Origin of the sequence: Hydrogenophaga sp. 5NK40-0174, from assembly GCF_040372165.1 — a bacterium.
GTDB lineage: Bacteria > Pseudomonadota > Gammaproteobacteria > Burkholderiales > Burkholderiaceae_C > Hydrogenophaga.
The window spans coordinates 1,019,680-1,039,469 of the sequence record NZ_BAABWG010000001.1 but is presented as its reverse complement, the minus strand read 5'-3'; the positions used below and the strand labels follow the sequence as shown (position 1 = coordinate 1,039,469).

At 60.6% G+C, this 19,790-nt stretch carries 19 protein-coding genes; 12 read left to right on the top strand and 7 right to left on the bottom strand.

The features are described 5' to 3' along the window. Nucleotides 1–14: 14 nt before the first annotated feature. From ABWV89_RS04785 to ABWV89_RS04760, 6 genes are all read right to left on the bottom strand, one after another. Nucleotides 15–1,019: a BMP family protein gene (locus tag ABWV89_RS04785; RefSeq protein ID WP_353394787.1), complete on the bottom strand. Its 1,005-nt coding sequence runs from the start codon at nt 1,017–1,019 to the stop codon at nt 15–17. Nucleotides 1,020–1,119: 100 nt separating this feature from the next. Beyond that, nucleotides 1,120–1,749: a uracil phosphoribosyltransferase gene (gene upp / locus ABWV89_RS04780; protein WP_353394785.1), complete on the bottom strand. Its 630-nt coding sequence runs from the start codon at nt 1,747–1,749 to the stop codon at nt 1,120–1,122. A 74-nt stretch (nt 1,750–1,823) separates the two neighbouring features. Beyond that, complete coding sequence (locus ABWV89_RS04775; RefSeq protein ID WP_353394783.1) at nt 1,824–3,071, bottom strand: URC4/urg3 family protein; 1,248 nt, start codon at nt 3,069–3,071, stop codon at nt 1,824–1,826. Then, a complete protein-coding gene (locus tag ABWV89_RS04770; RefSeq protein WP_353394781.1) occupies nt 3,068–4,369 on the bottom strand; it encodes a GTP cyclohydrolase II in 1,302 nt (433 codons plus the stop codon). The genes ABWV89_RS04775 and ABWV89_RS04770 overlap by 4 nt, the downstream gene beginning before the upstream one ends. Before the next feature lie 89 nt (nt 4,370–4,458). Then, the gene (locus tag ABWV89_RS04765) at nt 4,459–4,965 is read right to left on the bottom strand and encodes a DUF1499 domain-containing protein (RefSeq protein WP_353394779.1); all 507 of its coding nucleotides are present in this window, start codon (nt 4,963–4,965) and stop codon (nt 4,459–4,461) included. 18 nt (nt 4,966–4,983) lie between these two features. After that, on the bottom strand, nt 4,984–6,546 hold the full coding sequence (locus tag ABWV89_RS04760) for a helicase HerA-like domain-containing protein (RefSeq protein WP_353394777.1): 1,563 nt from the start codon (nt 6,544–6,546) through the stop codon (nt 4,984–4,986). A 102-nt stretch (nt 6,547–6,648) separates the two neighbouring features. Here ABWV89_RS04760 and ABWV89_RS04755 point away from each other — a divergent pair, with 102 nt between their 5' ends. The 10 genes from ABWV89_RS04755 to ABWV89_RS04710 all read left to right on the top strand — a co-directional run bounded on the left by ABWV89_RS04755 (nt 6,649) and on the right by ABWV89_RS04710 (nt 15,660). Further along, nucleotides 6,649–7,368 (top strand): YebC/PmpR family DNA-binding transcriptional regulator, encoded by a 720-nt coding sequence (locus tag ABWV89_RS04755; RefSeq protein WP_353394775.1) that lies wholly within the window; start codon nt 6,649–6,651, stop codon nt 7,366–7,368. An 89-nt stretch (nt 7,369–7,457) separates the two neighbouring features. Further along, nucleotides 7,458–8,735, top strand: a complete 1,278-nt coding sequence (gene purD / locus ABWV89_RS04750) for a phosphoribosylamine--glycine ligase (RefSeq protein WP_353394773.1) — start codon at nt 7,458–7,460, stop codon at nt 8,733–8,735. A gap of 91 nt (nt 8,736–8,826) precedes the next feature. Further along, a complete protein-coding gene (locus ABWV89_RS04745; RefSeq protein WP_353394770.1) occupies nt 8,827–9,408 on the top strand; it encodes a 1-acyl-sn-glycerol-3-phosphate acyltransferase in 582 nt (193 codons plus the stop codon). Continuing rightward, the gene (gene hemF, locus ABWV89_RS04740) at nt 9,405–10,319 is read left to right on the top strand and encodes an oxygen-dependent coproporphyrinogen oxidase (RefSeq protein ID WP_353394768.1); all 915 of its coding nucleotides are present in this window, start codon (nt 9,405–9,407) and stop codon (nt 10,317–10,319) included. Before ABWV89_RS04745 ends, hemF begins: the two co-directional genes overlap by 4 nt. Beyond that, nucleotides 10,316–10,969, top strand: coding sequence for a nicotinate (nicotinamide) nucleotide adenylyltransferase (gene nadD / locus ABWV89_RS04735; protein ID WP_353394766.1), 654 nt, complete (start codon nt 10,316–10,318; stop codon nt 10,967–10,969). Before hemF ends, nadD begins: the two co-directional genes overlap by 4 nt. Beyond that, entirely contained in the window at nt 10,966–11,553 is a 588-nt protein-coding gene (gene rsfS / locus ABWV89_RS04730; protein ID WP_353394764.1) for a ribosome silencing factor, read from the top strand. Before nadD ends, rsfS begins: the two co-directional genes overlap by 4 nt. Before the next feature lie 20 nt (nt 11,554–11,573). Further along, nucleotides 11,574–12,044 (top strand): 23S rRNA (pseudouridine(1915)-N(3))-methyltransferase RlmH, encoded by a 471-nt coding sequence (gene rlmH / locus ABWV89_RS04725; RefSeq protein WP_353394762.1) that lies wholly within the window; start codon nt 11,574–11,576, stop codon nt 12,042–12,044. 39 nt (nt 12,045–12,083) lie between these two features. Then, nucleotides 12,084–12,704, top strand: coding sequence for a Maf family protein (locus ABWV89_RS04720; RefSeq protein WP_353394760.1), 621 nt, complete (start codon nt 12,084–12,086; stop codon nt 12,702–12,704). Nucleotides 12,705–12,814: 110 nt separating this feature from the next. Further along, nucleotides 12,815–14,356 carry an Rne/Rng family ribonuclease gene (locus ABWV89_RS04715; protein ID WP_353395173.1) on the top strand — a complete coding sequence of 514 codons (1,542 nt, stop codon included), beginning with the start codon at nt 12,815–12,817 and terminating at the stop codon, nt 14,354–14,356. Between the two features lie 221 nt (nt 14,357–14,577). Beyond that, nucleotides 14,578–15,660, top strand: a complete 1,083-nt coding sequence (locus tag ABWV89_RS04710; RefSeq protein WP_353394758.1) for an outer membrane beta-barrel protein — start codon at nt 14,578–14,580, stop codon at nt 15,658–15,660. 144 nt (nt 15,661–15,804) lie between these two features. Here ABWV89_RS04710 and msbA read toward each other — a convergent pair whose 3' ends face one another. Next, nucleotides 15,805–17,640, bottom strand: a complete 1,836-nt coding sequence (gene msbA / locus ABWV89_RS04705; protein WP_353394756.1) for a lipid A export permease/ATP-binding protein MsbA — start codon at nt 17,638–17,640, stop codon at nt 15,805–15,807. A gap of 193 nt (nt 17,641–17,833) precedes the next feature. Between msbA and tolB the strand changes: the two genes are divergently transcribed. Beyond that, a complete protein-coding gene (gene tolB, locus ABWV89_RS04700) occupies nt 17,834–19,153 on the top strand; it encodes a Tol-Pal system beta propeller repeat protein TolB (RefSeq protein ID WP_353394754.1) in 1,320 nt (439 codons plus the stop codon). A gap of 74 nt (nt 19,154–19,227) precedes the next feature. Further along, a complete protein-coding gene (pal, locus tag ABWV89_RS04695) occupies nt 19,228–19,785 on the top strand; it encodes a peptidoglycan-associated lipoprotein Pal (protein ID WP_502903129.1) in 558 nt (185 codons plus the stop codon). Nucleotides 19,786–19,790 lie beyond the last annotated feature (5 nt).

The following is a 19,790-nucleotide window of genomic DNA, read 5'->3' as shown; positions in this document are numbered from 1 at the left end:
TCGCAAGGCTTGCATCACTGTTTGCTGGACTTGGGTTGTCCGTCATCGATCTTCACGGTGAATTTGCCAGCAAGGATATCGGCTTGTTTGGTGCTGACCCTGGTCATGAGTTCTGCGGGCACTTTGCCCTCGAAGGAGCCCAGTGGTGCCAGTTCGGAACCCTTGTACTTCATCATGGAGTACTGGCCATAGTCTTCTGCCTTGAACTTCCCTTCCCGTGCGAGGGAGATGGCGCGGTCGATGGTGGGCTCCATGTTCCAGATGGCGGAGGCCACCACGGTGTCAGGGTACTGGTCCTGGGTGTTGATGACATTGCCGATGGCCAGTTTGCCTTTTTCCTTGGCTGCGTCCGAGACGCCGAAGCGCTCGGCGTACATCACGTCAGCTCCGGCAGCGATCATCGCGTATGCGGCTTCCTTGGCTTTCGGTGGGTCAAACCAGCTGTTGATGAAGGTGACGCTGAACGACACCTTGGGGTTGACTTCCTTGGCGCCCATCATGAAAGCGTTCATGAGGCGGTTGACCTCGGGGATGGGGTAGCCGCCAACCATGCCGATTTTGTTGGATTTGGTCATGCCGCCGGCAATCATGCCCGTGAGATACGCGGGCTCTTGAATGAAGTTGTCGAAAACGCTGAAGTTGGGTGCCTGCGGTTTACCGGACGAGCCAAGAAGGAAAGAGGTCTTGGGAAAGTCCTGTGCCACCTTGCGGGCGGCACGTTCAACGGCAAACGCCTCGCCCACAATGAGCTGATTGCCAGCGGTGGCATATTCGCGCATGACGCGTTCATAGTCGGCGTTCGAGACGTTCTCGCTGGCTTTGTACTCGATTTCCCCGCGTGCTTCGGCGGCCTTGAGTGCCTTGTGGATCCGGCTGACCCACTGCTGCTCGAAAGGCACCGTGTAGATGGCTGCCACCTTGAGTTTGGCCTGTGCCCAGGAAATGGACGGCGTGGCCACACTGGCACTGAGAGCGGCGACGGCCAGGAGGTGACGGCGTGAGATGAATGAAGCAGGCATGAACGGACTCCTGTGATCAAGGGAAGGGGCGAAGGGATGGGGCGAAGAGATTGGGGGATCAGCTCGGAAATGGTGCGCCAGATCTCGCACCGAAGCAGTCCTACTTGGTGCCAAAGATGCGGTCGCCCGCATCGCCGAGGCCAGGGAGGATGTATCCGTGGCTGTTGAGCTCGCGGTCGACCGCAGCGGTGTAAATGTCGACGTCGGGGTGGGCCTCCTGCATGGCCTTGACGCCTTCCGGGCAGCCGAGGAGGCAGGCAAACTTGATCGATTTGGGCGACATCTCCTTGAGGCGGTCGATGGCGGCAATGGCTGAGTTGCCTGTGGCGAGCATGGGGTCGACCACCACCACATCCCGCTCATGCATCTCGGAAGGCATCTTGAAGTAGTACTCGACGGCTGTCAGTGTTTTGGGGTCGCGGTACAGGCCAATGTGACCAACCCTCGCGCCAGGAACAATGCTGAGCATGCCATCGAGGATGCCGGTGCCAGCACGCAGGATGGAAACGAAGACAAGCTTCTTGCCATCAATGGCTTTGCCGGTCATGGTCTCCAGCGGTGTTTCCACTTCCACATCCTGCAGTGGCATGTCCCGTGTGACCTCATAGGCCATGAGCATGGCGAGTTCGTTCAACAGCCGCCTGAAGGTATTGGTGCTGGCATCCTTGCGGCGCATGAGCGTCAGCTTGTGTTGAACCAAGGGATGGTCGATGAGGTGGACAGTGCTCATGTTTGCTTTCTCGAACTTAGATGTGTTGTTGCAATGTGGATGGGGAGTCAAGGCCTGGCGGGTCAGTGGGATACTCAGAAAACGGTGCCGTCGCTGACGATGTTCAAAGGCGGAAGGCCATCTCGCTTCTCTGCTGCCAACGCCCTTCCCGCGGCCCAGGTGCCACCTTCCAGAATGCAGGCCAGCGGAAGCGGCTTGTCAGGGGGGCATCCCAAAGCGCCGCTAACCAAGGGGGCTAGCTCGTCGAGCAGGGCAATGGTGAGGGCGCGCCATTCAACGATGAGTGGATCACCTGCATACCAGGGATGCGTCAGTGCATTGGGTGCCAGTGGCTCAAGGACGCCTCCGTCAATCAACAGGCCACCGTTGCGGTACTCGGGAAGGGCGGTGAGCGCTTCTTGCCCGGCCACAGTAGAGCCGGCCCACTCAAACGGTTCCAGCAGCGAGTAGGTGAGCCACTGGGAGAGTTTGTGAAATGGCACCCACCCTTGGGTGTCAGCGTCGCCAACGTCTATGCCCACCTTCCAACAGTCACCCATGGACTGCCCGTCAAGGCAGTTGTCGCTGGGCCATATGCTGGAAAAATGGGTCAGCAACGCGGTCAGGATGCCCTGCGCCGTGACGGCGTCTCCTCGGCCGCGGGCTGCCGCTGTGAGGTAGTCGTAGAGGTGGCCGGGGCGGCCATCTTCCCCAAAGACCTGAGGGGCGGCGGCAGTGGCGTCTCCCAGTTTTCGAAGCAGAGCGGCGCGCGAGCTCACTCCGATCAAGGGGTTGCTGTCGCGGACCTGAAAAGCAGAAGCGAGTGCCGCTTCATCGACAGACCGCAACCCCTTGGCATCAGCACGTAGAGGGGTACCTTCGTCACTGGAGAAAAGCCCGTTGCGAAAGGCATGCAAACTGGCCACGCCCAGACCTTCCGAGCGGGAATACCTTTGCGCGGATCCGGACTCTTCATAGGACCATTCAGGTCCAGCGCCCGCATCAAGCAAGACGCTGACGACAGCCAGATCGATGTGTCGCCGTGCGCCTTCTTCGGCATCGACCGGGAAGTCGGTCTGGAGCGCTGCCACGCGATCAAAACCGCCCGCTTCGAAATGCCGCCAGCGGCTGTGAAACGGCACCTTCAGGTCGGGGTAGCGTTGCCGGGTAATCTCGGCCACCTGCCGGGCCAATGGTGCCATGGCCTCATCGTGAACGGCAAAGTGGACAGACTGGCCGGTGCGAGCTCTCTCAAGCAAGATCCGGGATCGAGCCCGGATGGTCGAGGTTTGGCGAAGCAGGTCGACCCGTGGCGATGGAGACGGCGTGAGAACCACCGTCATGGGTTAAGGCCTCGACCTTTGGCCTTCGCCAGCTCAGCCTCGTTTGGCACAGGGCCAGGGGTGAAATACCCGGCTGCCATCTTGGCGTCGATCTCAACACGAGCGTCTTCCGGGATCAGCTCCGCTGGAATGTCGACACGTTCACCGACTTCAATGCCGGAGCCGGTGATGGCGTCGTACTTCATGTTGCTCATGGAAACCAGACGGTGAATCTTGCGTATGCCCAGCCAGTGCAACACGTCGGGCATCAGCTCCTGAAAGCGCATGTCCTGCACGCCTGCCACGCATTCGGTTCGCGCAAAGTACTGGGCTGCGGTATCGCCGCCCACCTGACGCTTGCGCGCGTTGTAGACAAGGAATTTGGTGACCTCACCCAGAGCGCGTCCCTCCTTGCGAGAGTAGGCGACGAGGCCCACGCCACCGGCCTGCGCACCACGAACGCACTCCTCGATGGCATGGGTGAGGTAGGGGCGACAAGTGCAGATGTCCGAGCCAAATACATCTGAACCGTTGCATTCGTCGTGAACACGGGCGGTCAGCTCTACCTCGGGATTGGCCAGGTCTGCCGGGTTGCCAAAAATGTAGAGCGTCTGGCCTCCTATGGGCGGCAGGAACACCTCCAGGTCAGAGCGTGTGACCAGTTCGGGGTACATGCCGCCCGTCTCCTCGAACAGCACTCGGCGAAGGTCAGATTCGCTGCAGCCAAAGCGCCTGGCCACGCCCGGCAAGTACCACACGGGTTCGACGGCCACTTTGGTCACCACGGCAGCTCCGCCTTCTGTGAGCAGCTTGCCATCGGGCAACAGCCGTTTCTTCAGCACTGCATCGATGACCTCAGGCAGCAACACGTGGGCTTTGGTGACCGCAATGGTGGGCCGGATGTCATACCCGTCTTCCAGATCGCCCGCAAACACGCCGGCCACCTCTGCTCCCCACGGATCAAGGCTGACGATCTTTTCCGGATCACTCCATTGCGGATATGGGCCTATGCAGTCGGTGGGGCTGGTGTTGGTCAGGTCGGCCTTGTGCTCGCGCTTGAGTGCACCGGCCGCGACGGCCAGTGCCCGGTAGACGCTGTAGCTGCCGCTGTGCGTGCCGATGACGTTGCGATGCGACCGGTTGGTGGTGGTTCCGACCAGGGGGCCGCGGGTGGCTGCGTCCTGTGCACCCCAGTGGATGGGGATGGCGCCATGCGCCTGATGGTGGGAAGTCAGCCGAATGTGGCGTGACGGTGTGCCGGCTTTGCCGCGTTGCCCCTCAGGAGAGGCACCAGGAGACACGGAAGTGGAATCTGGCATGCAGTCAACCTTGGTATCGAAGTTTTCAATTTCCTTCAATAGCAAGGTCGGTGCCAGATGTCAATGCACCGAAGTCGTGCGCAGGTGGTTCAGCCTTCGAATGCGGCGCGCACGGTTTCTATCCGCGACCGGTTGACGCCGAAATCCTTGCGCCCCAGTCGGCTGGCGCTGCGCAGTTCAATGATCCCAGTCTCCTGGTTGAACCAGAATTCCATGTCATCGACAAACCCCAGCCATGGTGTCCGCGCCTCGGCACGAATGTAGTGTTCGTCAGAAACGCTTACCGCGATGCCTGGCAGCTCGGTCAACAACACGGTCAGCCGCTTCATGGCTGTTGCTGCCGTTTCACCGTCGCGCGGCATCAAAGGAGCAATGGTCGCATAGTCGCCTTGCGGATGCTCAGGGTAGAGTCGAGCCTGACTGCTGACACTGTTTTCAGTCAGTGAAGGCGGCTTGAGGCGGCCGTCCGTCACGCCCAGGTCATCGGGCGGGCTTCCCGCCAGAAGCCCGAGCTGTCCGGCCATCAGCAGTGCTGCCACCAGCATCGCTGCGCCAGCGACAGTGCGCGAGAGCCAGCGGTGCCAGGTACGGCTCATGGTCGACTCCGGGCAGGCTCAGCGACGGCGTCGGGTGCTGCCACCGAGCAGTCCACCCAGAATGCCGCGAACGAGCTGCCGCCCTAGGCCGCTGGCCACGCTTCTCGCGGCAGACTTGGCCATGGTCTGCACCAGTCCGTCGCGCTTTCCGCCACGCGGCCCGGTACTGCCAAAAAGCATGTCATTGAGCATGCCACCCATGCCGCCTTCACCGTCTTCCGATGACTTGTCATCGCTCTTGGCCACACCAGGAATCCGGGGCTTCTGGGATTCTTCGCTGTCGGCTGTCTCGCCCTCTCCGCGTTGACCCGCATGGGCGCGGAACATTTCATAGGCGCTCTCGCGGTCCACGACCTTTTCGTAAACACCAGCGACCAGAGAGCCTTTGATGAGTTCAGCCCTCTGGGATTCAGTGATAGGACCCAGCTGGCTGCCCGGTGGAATGACGAAAACCCGCTCTGTCTCGCTTGGGCTGCCCTTCTTGTCCAGAAAGCTCACCAGGGCTTCGCCAACGGCCAGCTCGGTGATGGCCGCTTCGATGTCCAGACCAGCTTTCGGACGCATGGTTTCAGCGGTGGCCTTGACAGCCTTCTGGTCGCGAGGCGTGAAGGCGCGCAGGGCATGTTGCACCCGGTTGCCCAGCTGACCCAGCACACTGTCCGGAATGTCCAGGGGATTCTGGGTCACGAAATAGACGCCCACACCTTTGGACCGCACCAGTCGTACCACGAGCTCGATTCGCTCGATGAGCACCTTCGGTGCGTCATTGAACAGCAGATGGGCCTCATCGAAAAAGAACACCAGCTTGGGCTTGTCCGGGTCACCGATCTCCGGCAATTGCTCAAAAAGTTCCGAGAGCATCCAGAGCAGGAAGGTGGCGTAAAGCCTTGGGGCGTTCATGAGCTTGTCGGCCGCCAGGATATTGATCACACCCTTGCCATCCACGGTCTGCATGAAATCCTGAATGTCGAGCATGGGCTCGCCGAAGAACTTGTCGCCACCTTGCTCTTCAATCTGGAGCAATCCGCGCTGAATGGCGCCGACGCTGGCCGCTGAAATGTTGCCGTATTCGGTGCGGAACTCCTTGGCGTTGTCTCCAACGTGCTGCAGCATCGACCGCAGATCCTTGAGGTCGAGCAGCAGCAATCCGTGGTCGTCGGCGATCTTGAAGACCAGGTTCAGCACGCCGGACTGGGTGTCATTGAGGTCCAGCATGCGGGAGAGGAGCAAGGGCCCCATGTCGCTGATGGTCGCTCGCACCGGGTGTCCCTGCTCGCCAAACACATCCCATAGTGCCGTCGGGCACTGGTCGGGGGCAGGCAGCTCAATGCCACGCTGCTCGAGAATCTGCGCAATCTTCCCTGACAGGTTGCCCTTCTGGCTGATACCGGTCAGGTCACCCTTGACGTCAGCCATGAACACGGGAACACCAATATCCGCGAAACTCTCTGCCAGCTTCTGCAGCGTGACGGTCTTGCCTGTACCCGTGGCGCCAGTGATCAAACCATGCCGGTTGGCAAGATTGGGCAGCAGGTGACACTGGGCAGCGGCGTTCTTGGCGATCAGCATGGGGTCGGCCATCGGGCGGTTCCTTCTATGGGCTTTTGAGAGGCGGTGTCAGGAAAAGTAAAATCAAGGCTATTAGACCAAATTCCCGTCTGAAGCAGAAAGAAGGATTTACTCGTGGCTGGACACAGCAAATGGGCCAATATTCAGCACCGCAAGGGCCGGCAGGACGCCAAACGCGGCAAGATCTGGACGAGGGTGATTCGCGAGATCATTGTCGCTGCGCGCGATGGTGGCGGTGATGCGAGTGCCAATCCCCGCCTGCGCATGGCCATTGACAAGGCCAAAGCCGCCAACATGCCCGCGGACACCATCAAGCGAAATGTCGACAAGGCCACTGGCAACCTCGACGGCGTCAACTACGAGGAAATTCGCTACGAGGGCTATGGCATTGGTGGCGTGGCGGTGATCGTGGACACCATGACCGACAACCGGGTCCGTACTGTGGCGGAGGTACGCCACGCCTTTTCCAAGGCCGGTGGAAACCTCGGTACGGACGGATCGGTGGCATTCCAGTTCAAGCATTGTGGTCAGTTCGTCTTTGCGCCCGGTACCAGCGAAGATGCCGTCATGGAGGCCGCTCTGGAGGCTGGCGCCGAAGACGTGATCACCGGTGAAGACGGTGCTGTTGAGGTCATCTGCGAGCCGGGCGATTTCGAAGCGGTACAAAAGGCACTCGAAGCGGCAGGCCTCACGGCAGAGCTGGCCGAGGTGACCATGCGTCCTGAAAACACCATTGCGCTGGAAGGCGAAGACGCCGAGCGCATGCAAAAGCTGCTGGACGTGCTGGAAGACCTGGACGACGTTCAGGAGATCTACCACAACGCTGAAATCTGAGGCCGCCCGGCTTCGCCGGGTGTCCATGGCGGCCTCGCTCCGTGCGGGCCGCCACTTTTTGTTGAATTCTGATCAATAGCTGAATCTTCATGAACATTCTTGTCATTGGCGGCGGTGGCCGCGAGCACGCATTGGCATGGCGACTGGCCCAGTCCGAAGGCGTCCAGCAGGTTTTTGTGGCCCCGGGCAATGCAGGCACGGCGCGCGATCCCAAGCTGACAAACCTTGCCATCACCGACAAGGTGGCTCTGCGCGAATGGGCTCAGGGCCATCAGGTCGCGCTCACCGTGGTGGGGCCTGAGGCACCCCTGGCCGACGGCGTGGTGGACGAGTTCCAGGCACATGGCCTGCCGATTTTTGGTCCCCGCCAGGCCGCTGCTCAACTGGAAAGTTCCAAGGACTTTTCCAAGGCGTTCATGAAGCGCCATGGTATTCCGACCGCAGAGTACGAGAGCTTCACCGACCCCAAGGCAGCTCATGACTACGTCGACGCCAAAGGGGCGCCTATCGTGGTCAAGGCTGATGGCCTGGCAGCGGGCAAGGGCGTGGTTGTGGCGATGACGCTGGCAGAGGCTCATGAAGCCATCGACTTCATGCTGGTGGACAACAAACTCGGGGTCGCGCACAACGCCGGCGGAGCCCGTGTCGTGATTGAGGATTTCCTCTCTGGTGAGGAAGCCAGCTTCATTGCCATCTGTGACGGCGACCATGCCTTGGCCCTGGCTTCCAGCCAGGATCACAAGCGGCTGCTGGACGCAGACCAGGGGCCCAATACCGGCGGCATGGGTGCATACTCTCCGGCGCCTGTGGTCACGCCAGAGATTCACCAGCGCGCCATGGAGCAGGTGATCCTTCCCACGCTTGAAGGGATGAAGAAGGACGGCATCCCGTTCAGCGGCTTCCTGTACGCAGGCCTGATGATCAGCCCGGACGGCAGCATCAAGACGCTGGAATTCAACTGCCGCATGGGTGACCCCGAAACTCAGCCCATCATGATGCGCTTCAAGAGCGATCTGGTGCAGGTGCTGCTGGCAGCGACCAGAGTCGAGCTCGACAAAGTGTCTCTGGAGTGGGATGAGCGCGTGGCCCTGGGCGTGGTGATGGCCTCAGCCGGCTACCCGATGAACCCCCGCAAAGGCGATGTCATCACTGGCTTGCCTGCGGACGCTCAGGACGAAATGGTTTTTCACGCCGGAACCCGCCAGGGTGATCAAGAGCAGGTGGAGACATCTGGCGGGCGCGTCTTGTGCGTGACTGCACTGGCCGACTCTGTGGCTGCTGCCCAGAAAAAAGCCTATGCTCTGGCCGAAGGCATCCAGTTTGATGGTGTCCAGTTCCGCAAGGACATCGGTTACCGCGCCGTCTGAGCATTACAGCGCGAACTGAAGTCTGCTCCCCAAGATGCCCATCAGTCAGCTTGACCCAGAGACATCCAAGCGTGCTCGCTGGGCGCGGCGCATGCTTCGCCGACTCGGCTGGGAGGTTCACTTTGATGTCGGCGGCATCCGCCGTGGGGTGGTCACGCTCTACCCGCACACGTGCTACACGGACTATGTGGTCCTGATGCTGGTACTTGTTGCGCTGGACATGCCGGTGAGTTTCCTCATGGAGGGACGGATCACACGTCTGCCGGTCATTGGCCGATGGTTACGAAAAATGGGCGGGATCGTGGTCACCCAGGAGAACCGCCATGCCATGGTTGGCGAACTGCTGGCCAGATTCGCGGCGGCCCGGCAAAGCGATGCCCGGCTGTGGGTAGTCATGTTTCCCGAAGGGGGACGACGCGAGGCAAACGGATGGTTTGACGGGTTCTACCGAGTGGCACAGGGAGCAGACGTACCCGTCATACTGGCTGCACTTGACTATGAGCGGCACGCACTGGAAGTGGCTGGCATCTTGCACATGGGCGACAACCTGGACGCCGAGTTCAAGCGGATCGCTGACGCCTATGGCGCCGTCAAGGGCTTCAGGCCTCGCCATGCCAGCCCTGTCCAGCCACGCACCCCGGTCAGTTTTTGGGACTCAAACGGAGCAACATGAGCGATCACGCCAAAAAGGTAGGTCAGTACCTGAAGGATCTGCAATCCCGCATCACCACAACCGTGGCGATGGTTGATGGTTCCGGATTTACGGTGGACCAGTGGAAGAAACCCAAGGGAGAGCAGCTGCAGGGGACGGGGATTACCCAGATTCTCGAGGATGGCCCCGTCTTTGAGCGGGCAGGGTGCGGTTTTTCGCATGTCAGCGGACCGCAGTTGCCTCCGTCTGCCACACAGCACCGCCCGGAGCTTGCCGGCGCACCGTTTGAGGCAATGGGTGTTTCGCTCGTGTTCCACCCCCGCAACCCTTATGTGCCCACCGTTCACATGAACGTGCGCATGATCCAGGCCAAACCCGCCAAGGGGCCTGCAGTGAGCTGGTACGGTGGCGGCATGGATCTCACACCCTACTATGGGTTTGAAGAAGATGCGGTGCACTTCCACCAGACGTGCAAGAACGCGCTGGATCCGTTCGGTGTCGACAAGTATCCGCGGTTCAAGACCTGGTGCGATGAGTACTTTTACCTCAAGCACCGCAATGAACAGCGCGGCATCGGTGGCGTGTTTTTTGATGATTTTTCCGAACTGGGAGCAGATGGCGGATTCGCCATGATGTCTTCTGTAGGCGATGCGTTCCTGGATGCCTACTTACCCATCGTCGACCGGCGCAAAGGCATGGAATGGGGCGAGCGCGAGCGCAGTTTCCAGCTCTATCGTCGTGGGCGCTATGTGGAGTTCAACCTGGTCTGGGACCGGGGCACCCACTTCGGTCTGCAATCGGGGGGACGGACTGAGTCCATTCTCCTTTCCATGCCGCCTCTGGTGAGCTGGGCATACAACCGTGTGTCTCGACCAGGGACGCCGGAAGAGGCGCTCTACAAGACATTTCTGGTGCGCAAGGACTGGGTGTGACCACTGCATCTTCACGCCCGGACATTCGCCGTGTGGGAATGTTCGGGGGGGCATTTGATCCGCCCCATCTGGCGCACAGAAGTCTGGCGGAATCCGCTCTGGCGCAGTTGAATCTGGATTTGCTGCTGGTGCTTCCAACAGGGCAGGCCTGGCACAAGGCCCGAACCCTGACGGAAGCAGACCATCGCCTGGCCATGAGCCTGCTGGCCTTTGGTGACTTGCCCAACACCCGGGTGGATCCCCGGGAGACAAGGCGGGAAGGGGCCACGTATACTGCCGATACGCTGGGTGAGCTGGCGCGCGAATACCCGGGGGCCCAGCTGTTCCTAGTACTTGGGGCGGATCAGTTGCTCGCGTTCAAGACCTGGATGCGTTGGCAGGACGTCATGAGCAAGGCAACGTTGGCGGTGGCCAATCGTGCTGTACACATCGGGGTGGATGCAGTTTCCGAGGGGCATCCAATGACAGACCTCTCAGGTGTCGACCTCCCGTTTGTCCAGCTCGACATGCCCCCGACCAATGTCAGTGCCACGGCCGTCCGGGCGCGGTTCTCGAGGCCGGTGGGGCCGCATTCGGCGCATGAAGCGCTGGTGCAACCTGCCGTTGCAGACTATATTTCTCAACATCACCTTTACCAGACCCATACATGAGCAGCGAAACAGCGGCAAAGAAAGAGATCCAGCGACTGCAGAAGGCCATTGTTGACGGCCTCGAAGACGTCAAGGCCCACGATATCCAGGTGTTCAACACGCTGGATCTCTCGCCCTTGTTCGAGCGCGTCATCATCGCCAGCGGAAACTCCAACCGGCAAACCAAGGCGCTGGCCGCCAGCGTGCGCGATGCCGTCAAGGACGCCGGTTTCGACAAACCGCGCATTGAAGGTGAAGATGTAGGCGAGTGGATCATCGTCGACTGCGGTGCGGCCGTTGCCCACATCATGCAGCCCGTGATTCGCCAGTACTACCGCCTGGAAGAGATCTGGGGCGACAAACCGGTGCGCCTCAAGAATGCGTCGGCCAAGCGTGCCAAGCCTGCAGCTACCAAGGCCGCAGCAGGAGAGGGCAAGACGCCGGCGAAGAAGGCCGCGTCCAAGAGTCCAGTCAAGAAAGCGCCGGCGAAAGCACCCGCCACCAAAAAGGCCGCTGCCAAAAAGGCACCCGTGAAGAAGCCTGCCGCCAAGAAGGCACCTGCCAAGAAAGCCGCGGCCAAGTCGGCCCCTCGCAAGAAAGCCTGATCGGCTGGCGTCGCAGTCCGATGAAGATTGTGATCGTTGCCGTAGGACAGCGTGTGCCGAGCTGGGCGCAAGAAGCCTACGACGACTATGCCAAGCGCTTTCCGCTCGACTTCAAGGTCGAGCTGCGCGCCGTCAAGACCGAGGCGCGTGGCGGAGGCAAGACACCAGAGGTGCTGATGGCGGCAGAGCGCGATCGCATTGAAGCAGCCCTTCCCAAAGGGTGCCGCAAGGTGGTGCTGGATGAGCGGGGGAAAGCACTGAACACCAAAGCGCTGGCCAAGCAGGTTCAGCAATGGCAACTGGGCGGAGATGATGTGGCACTCATCATCGGTGGCCCCGATGGGCTTGATCCCGCCCTGCGCGAGAGCGCCCATCAGCGCATCAGGCTCTCCGACATGACGCTGCCTCATGCCATGGTGCGAGTACTGCTCATCGAGCAGGTTTATCGAGCGTGGTCCATCAACGCCAACCACCCCTATCATCGTGAGTGACTCACCCGTCGCCTTCGCTGCGTGGTCACTTTGAAGCCTATGTCCTGGATCTACCTTGCCTCTCAGAGCCCTCGTCGCCGGCAACTGCTGGAGCAATGGAACGTTCAATGCGAGTTGCTGCTGCCCGGCGATGACGATGACACCGATGCGGAAGCACTGGAGGAAGTCCTTCCTGGTGAATCCCCTCTGCGCTATGTCGAGCGCGTGACCCGACTGAAGCTCGATGCTGCGCTGGCACGCCTGCGTCGCAGAGGCCTTCCGCCTGCGCCGGTGCTTTGCGCCGACACCACGGTCGCGCTGGGTCGCGAGATTCTTGGCAAACCCGAGTCTCCCATTGATGCAGCGAGAATGCTTGGGCGCCTGTCGGGCCAGCAGCATCGGGTTCTGACGTCGGTGGCCGTCGGGGTAGTCAGATCCCGAAAAGACCAGGCATGGCAGGCCACATCACGATCGACGGTCACGTTTGAAGCCTTGGCGCCTGCGCGTATCAAGCGCTACGTGAACACGGGCGAACCCATGGGAAAAGCTGGCGCCTATGCCATTCAGGGGCTGGCGGCGACCTGGGTCAGCCACATGACTGGCAGTTATTCCGGCATCATGGGCCTTCCTGCTCACGAAACCGCGAAACTGCTGGAGCAGGCGGGAATCAGAGTTTTATGAGCAATACCCATCCGATGACGAACAGCGATGCAAAGGACCAATCAGGTGAAAGTGGCGCTTCAGAGGGCAGCCACCAGCCGCCTGCCAAAGCCCAGCGCTATCTGCACCCCATGAGTCAGGACATTCTCATCAACTGGTCGCCGCAGGAAACCCGGGTGGCAGTCGTTGAACAAGGCGCAGTGCAAGAAGTGCACATGGAGCGCACGCTCGAGAGAGGCCTGGTGGGGAACATCTACCTGGGCAAAGTCTCGCGTGTGCTTCCTGGCATGCAGTCAGCGTTCATCGACATCGGTCTTGACCGTGCCGCCTTTCTTCACGTGGCGGACCTGATGCCCAACATCGCTGCCCGCCATGCAACCCCGCGTACTGCGGCAGGCGTAGGCAAGCCAGGAGAAGGCAAGGGCGAAGGCGAGGGTGGTAGCAACATCAAAGTTCTGGCGCCTGACCCTGTACAACCCATCGAGCGCCAGATCTTCGAAGGGCAGGCGCTCATGGTGCAGGTGCTCAAGGACCCTCTTGGCACCAAGGGCGCTCGCCTGACTGCACAAATCAGCATTGCTGGTCGCCTGCTGGTGTTTCTGCCACAGGACGACCATATCGGCGTGTCGCAGAAGATCCCCCATGCGCAGCGTGAGTCCCTTCGCACCAGGGTGGGGCGGCTTGCCGCCGAAGGCGGAGGTGGATTCATTCTGCGCACCAACGCGGAAGACGCGACCGATGAAGAACTGTCGGATGACATCGCTTACCTGCGCAAGACCTGGCAGAAAATTCGCGATGGAGCCGCGCGCAAACCGCCTGCCAGCGTCCTGCACCAGGACCTGAGCCTGATGCAACGGGTACTGCGCGATCTGGTGAGTGCCGATACCGCGTCCATCCAAGTCGACTCCAGAGAGCAATACGACTTGTTGCGCGAATACGCATCGGAGTTCATGCCGGATACCGAAGGCAAGCTCGAGCATTACAGCGGCGAACGGCCCATTTTTGACCTTTTCAACATCGATGAGGACATTGCCAGGGCGCTGAGCCGCCGTGTCGACCTCAAATCGGGCGGCTACCTTGTCATTGACCAGACGGAAGCTCTGACCACGGTGGACGTGAACACTGGCGGATATGTCGGTGCTCGCAATTTTGACGATACGGTATTCCGGACCAATCTTGAGGCGGCCCAAGCCATAGCCCGCCAGCTGCGGCTTCGCAACCTGGGCGGCATCATCATTGTCGACTTCATCGATATGAACCGGGACGAGCACCGGGAAGCCGTGCTCGCTGAGTTCCGCAAGCAGTTGGGGCGCGACCGTGTCAAAACCATGATTGGGGGTTTCTCGCAGCTTGGGCTGGTGGAGATGACTCGCAAACGCACGCGCGAATCGCTGGCGCACGTATTGTGCGAGCCGTGCGGTGCCTGTACAGGCAAAGGCATCGTCAAGACGGCGCGCAGCGTCTGCTATGACATTCTGCGAGAGATTCTGCGCGAGGCCAGAGCGTTCAACCCGCTGGAGTTCCGGGTCATTGCCTCATCTGCCGTGATCGAGCTGTTTCTTGATGAAGAAAGCCAACACCTGGCAGGCCTGTCCGACTTCATTGGAAAGCCGATTTCGCTTCAGGCCGAGGGCTCCATGACGCAGGAACAATACGATATTGTGCTGCTCTGAGCCCAAGCGGCGGGGTCAAATGGCCTGAATCGGCCTGGATATGCCTTTTCTGGGGACGCGCACAAATTGTTTCGCGCCTTTGCGTGAAAAATCTGTGCATACTGATGCGGCAGCGCATCAAAAGGCGCCATGTCCTACAAAGGTGCTCTTTTTGTCCCGTTAGACTCCTTGGGTACTCAACGGTATTTATGTGTTCCCATTGAAAGAAAAAGGTACTTGCAATGAACCTCAAGCAAAGCGCATTCGCCCTGTCCGTCATCGGGTCGGCCGTATTCAGCATGCAAGCCCATGCAGGCATGGTGAAGGATTCCCACGGTAACGTCGGCTATGACACTGCCGCAGAATGTGATGCCGCCGTCATCGATGGCTCTGCCAAGTTCTACGAGCCTTCCACCAAGATGCCGCCAAAGCGCCGCAAGGGTGAGGTCAAGGTTGTCCCAGGCAAGCTGTCAGACCTGGGTCCCGACTACGAGCGCGGTGCCTGCGATCTGGGCGTCGCCCGTGGCATGGGCCGCAATGGTGTGGCCAAAGCGCTGCAGGGCAAGTATGTCCCCTACAGCCCTGACATGCCGGTCAACAAGTACCTGAACAAGGACGGCGAGACCGTGCGGGTAAGCATGCGTTTCTGCGACAACCGTTTCTCTGAGGACAAACCGCGCCCAGTGCCGGCCCCAGCACCCAAGGCTGCTCCGGCTCCGGCGGCGGCACCTGCGGCACCCGCGCCCGCTGCTGCTGCGCCAGCACCCGTCGAGCCCAAGGCAGCTCCACGCAAGAACATGTACGTTTTCGGCACTGCCGGCAGCGTGTTTGACTCTGTGCGCTATGACGGTGCCCTTGCAGGCCACGACATCAATGACAAGGACAACAAGATCGGCGCGCAGTTCGGTTTTGGCTACCAGTTCAATGACATGTGGGGCGGGGAAGTCTTTTATCAGGGCGGCAAGCGCCTTGAGTACACCGCTGCCAACGACTATGTCGCGTCCATGGGGACACGCATCTTCGGTTTGCGCGCCACGGTTGGCAAGCAACTCTCCGATGCTGCGCGTGTGTTCGGCAAGGCGGGCCTGGCCAACGTGAATCACCACAACAGCTCGGGTCGCTCGACTCACTGGACACAGCAAAATGGGTTGATCGAGTACGACGAGTCCAAGGTTCGCCCGACCTTGGGCGTCGGCTTCACCTATGACCTGAACAGCAGCCTTGCGCTGCGCGCCGACCTTGACCACTACTTCAAGACCGGCTCAGCCAACCCGAACTGGAAAGACGCTACCTACGTGGGTGTGGGTCTTCAGTTCAGCTTCTGAAGCCACTTCAGGCCTGAGTGGCCTCACCTCCGGTGAGGCTGCGTTGTCTGTTCCGGGCACGAGAAAAAAGCCGCTGCGCTGCATGCGTGGCGGCTTTTTCTTTGGGGCTGCCTGAGACGCTCGAGAGTCAACGGCAGCGTGACATCACCGTCCTTGCGGCGGGACCGCAGTCTGTTCGGTGGGGGGCTCGGCGCTGTCGGGTGCTGGGCTTTCAAACCCCTGGGCATGCAGCCTGGCATACAAGCCGTTGGCCCTGAGCAGCTCCAGGTGCGAGCCTTCTTCCACGATGCGTCCCTGATCAAGCACCACGACCCGGTCGGCATGTTCGATCGTGCTCAAACGGTGGGCGATCACGAGCGTCGTCCTGCCCTGCATGAGCCGTGAAAGGGCATCCTGAACCAGTCGTTCGGACTCATTGTCCAGCGCGGAAGTGGCTTCGTCGAGGATGAGAATGGGGGCGTCCTTGTAGATGGCTCGCGCAATCGCCAACCGTTGCCGCTGGCCGCCGGAAAGCTCAGTGGCGTTGTGTCCCACGCCAGTGTGAATGCCGTCGGGCAGGCTGGACAGCAGTTCGCCAAGATTGGCCGAGCGCAGTGCCGCGAGAACCCGCTCCTCATCCATGTCGCCGGATTGCTGCCCGAGCGCGACGTTGGCCGCCAGGGAGTCGTTGAGCATGACCACATCCTGGCTGACCATGGCCATCTGCTGGCGCAGGTTGTTCAGGTCCCATTGAGGCAGAGGTGTGCCATCAAGCGTGATTTCTCCGTTCGACACTTCAACAAAACGGGGCAGCAGATTGGCCAGCGTGCTCTTTCCTGAGCCTGAGGGGCCAACAAGCGCCGTGACCTTGCCCGGGCTCAGATGCAGGCTCAGGCCCGCGAGAGCTGCGCGGCCAAGGCCGTCTTCGTGCTCAGCCTTGGACGTCGCATATCTGACCCAGACATTGCGCAGTTCGATGTCGCCGGCCACTGCATCTGCGCGGTGTGTGCCACCATGCTGGCTGGGTGTGAGCTCGATGAGTTCCTGCGCGCGCTCCAGCGCCGCCAATCCGCGTGTGATGGGGCCGGCAATGCTGGCCAAGTGCCGCACCGGAGCGATCAGCATCAGCATGGCGGTGACGAAGGCGACGAAGTTGCCCACCGTCACCCCGGAGCTGCTGCTTTGCCAGAGCGCAATGGTCACCACGGCAGACAGGGCACCGGCCGCCAGCAATTGTGTGATAGGTGTCATGGCGGCGAAGGCCACCGTGGACTTGAGCGCCAGTCGCTGCAGTGATCGAGCCAGGACGTCGAAACGGTCGGTCTGCTGCTCTTGAGCACCGTGCAAGCGAACCATGCGGTGCGCGAGGGCGTTTTCTTCCACCACGTACGCCAGCTCATCTGTTGCAGTCTGGCTGGTGCGTGTCAGGCGGTAGAGCCGTTTTGAAAGCACCCGCATCACAAATACCAGCGCAGGGACAATGGCCAGCACAATCAGTGTCAGCCGCCAGTTCAGGTAGAGCAGGTAGCCGAGCAGGGCGACGAGGCTGAGGCTGTCCTTTGTTGCCGTCAGCATGGCGTTGACGAGCATGGTGGAGCCGGACTGCACCTCGTAGACGAGTGTGTTGGACAGTTTGCTGGCGCTTTGCTGGCTGAACAGCGACAGGTCGGCCTCATTGAGCGTTCGGAACATGGCCTTGCGCATGTTGAACAAGCCCAGGTTGGCGGTATAGGCCAGTGCGTACTGACCCAGAAAGACCGCAATGCCACGGATGCCAAACAGGCCCATGAGAGCCACAGGCACCATCCACAGCTCGAGATGGCCATCCGAAAAGCCCCTGTCCAGCAGCTGCTTGAGCAACGCCGGTATCAGAGGCTCGGTGGAAGCGCCGATGACGGTGGCGACCGCTGCCATGGTCATGGCGCCTTTGGCGGTAGCGAAATAGGGCCACAGCCGTTTGAGTCGCTGCAGCAAAGTGTTGTTCGAATTGTCTGACGGCATGGAACTTGTTGGTCTTTGGAGGCTCTGCCTCTGTAGCCCGTAAGCCAATTGTGAAATACTGATGTCTGATCTGATGGCAATGCACATCTTGTCACGGATGTGGCTTCAGGTTCCGTTATTATCTGCTCCAGTGGATTGTGCAGTTCTTCAGGGAGCTGCGCCCGCTTCTGGCACCAAGACTCCTGCCTTCAGAATGCATCACCAGACTCGCTCCGACGCTTCCTCTCCTTCCCGGCGCACGCTTCTCAAGCAAGCCGCCACTGCCTCCCTCCTGACTGTCCCTGCACTTGAAGCCCTGGCCCAGTTCCGGGTTGAGGTCACTGGTGTGGGCATGAAGCAGATTCCTTTTTCCATTGCGCCTTTCAGCGGCAATGAAGGACTCAGCCAGGATGTGGCGGCCATCATCCAGGCAGATCTGGAGCGCAGCGGGGAGTTCCGCTTTGTTCCACCGGTTGCAGGCGGTTTCGATGAAACTTCGCGGCCAGACATGGTGCCGTGGCGCGAGCGCTCTACGGACGCGCTGGTTGTTGGCAGCGTCAAGCGGCTGGCCGACGGGCGCTTTGACATCACGGCTCGCCTTTGGGATGTGGTTCGCGGCGTCAACCTTGGCGGCATGGGCTTTACGGTCGACGAGCGAGGACTTCGAATCGGTGCCCACCGCACCTCAGATTTTGTCTACGAGAAGCTCACAGGGGTCAAGGGCGTGTTCTCCACGCGCATTGCCTATGTGGCGAAGAACGGTCGCAACTACCAGTTGCGGATCGCTGACGCTGATGGCGAGAACTCAGCATCCATCTTCAACAGCAACCAGTCGATCATTTCGCCTGCGTGGGCGCCAGACGGCCGCAACGTGGCCTATGTGTCCTTCGAAGCTCGCAAGCCGGTGATCCGTACCCAGAATATCGGTGCGCAGACCCGGCGCTTGCTGGCCAGCTTCCGGGGGTCCAACAGTGCGCCTGCCTGGTCACCCGATGGCAACAGCGTGGTGGCAACGCTATCGCTTTCCGGAAACTCCCAGCTCTATAGCATTCCAGCCGGTGGAGGCTCGCCTCGGCGCCTGAGCCAGAGCAGCGACATCGATACCGAGCCCGCTTTCAGCGGCGACGGCAGCAGCATCTATTTCGTGAGCAACCGCGGAGGATCGGCGCAGATCTACCGCATGGGTGCCAACGGCGGTGCTGCACAGCGCATTACCTTTGGTGGCAACTACAACGTATCGCCGACGATCAGCCCCGACGGCAAATACATGGCGTTCATCTCCCGCGTGAGCGGTGGTGACCGTCTCCACCTGATGGATCTGGCCAGCGGCAACGTGACGGCCCTGACCAACACCTCAGACGACGAGAGCCCGAGCTTCGCGCCCAACGGTCGTCTGATCATGTACGCGACCCGTGTCCAGGGCCGAGAGGCACTGATGACCACCACCCTTGATGGCCGCATTCGGACGCAGCTGGCTCGTGCCAGTGGCGATATCTTCGAGCCGGCCTGGGGTCCGTTTACCTCTCGCGTGTGATGCCTTCGGCTGCTACCCGTTATTTTTCAGTTTATTCAACCAGCAACTCCCAACCTCAGGAAAGGGAAAAACCCATGACACAGAAGCAAACCTCCTCTCGCAGCGCCGCCAACTGGAAGCTGCGCACGGCCGGGCTGCTGATGACTTTGACACTGGCAGCATGTGGCTCGAACGTCAAACTTGACGAGCAGGCAGCCGTGGAAGACCGCAACGCCGCTGGCGCCAATGGTGGCGTCAACGGTGGGGGCGTAGGCGGCGCCAATGGCGGCAGCGTCGATGGCAGCACGCTTGGCCAGCCAGGCGAGATGGAGCGTGTGGTCTATTTCGACTACGACAGCTTCGAGGTTCGCGCAGAAGCCACCTCCATTCTGGAAGCCAATGCGACCTACCTGCGTGGCAACGCCGGACGCTCGGTGGCTCTGGAAGGCCACACCGATGAGCGCGGCAGCCGCGAATACAACCTGGCACTGGGCCAGAAGCGTGCAGAAGCTGTTCGCCGTGCACTGTCCCTGATGGGCGTGGCAGACGAGCAAATGGAGCCAGTCAGCTTTGGTGAGGAAAAGCCTGCGGTGATGGGCTACGACGAAGACTCGTTCGCCAAGAACCGTCGCGTTGAGCTGACTTATCGTTGATCTGC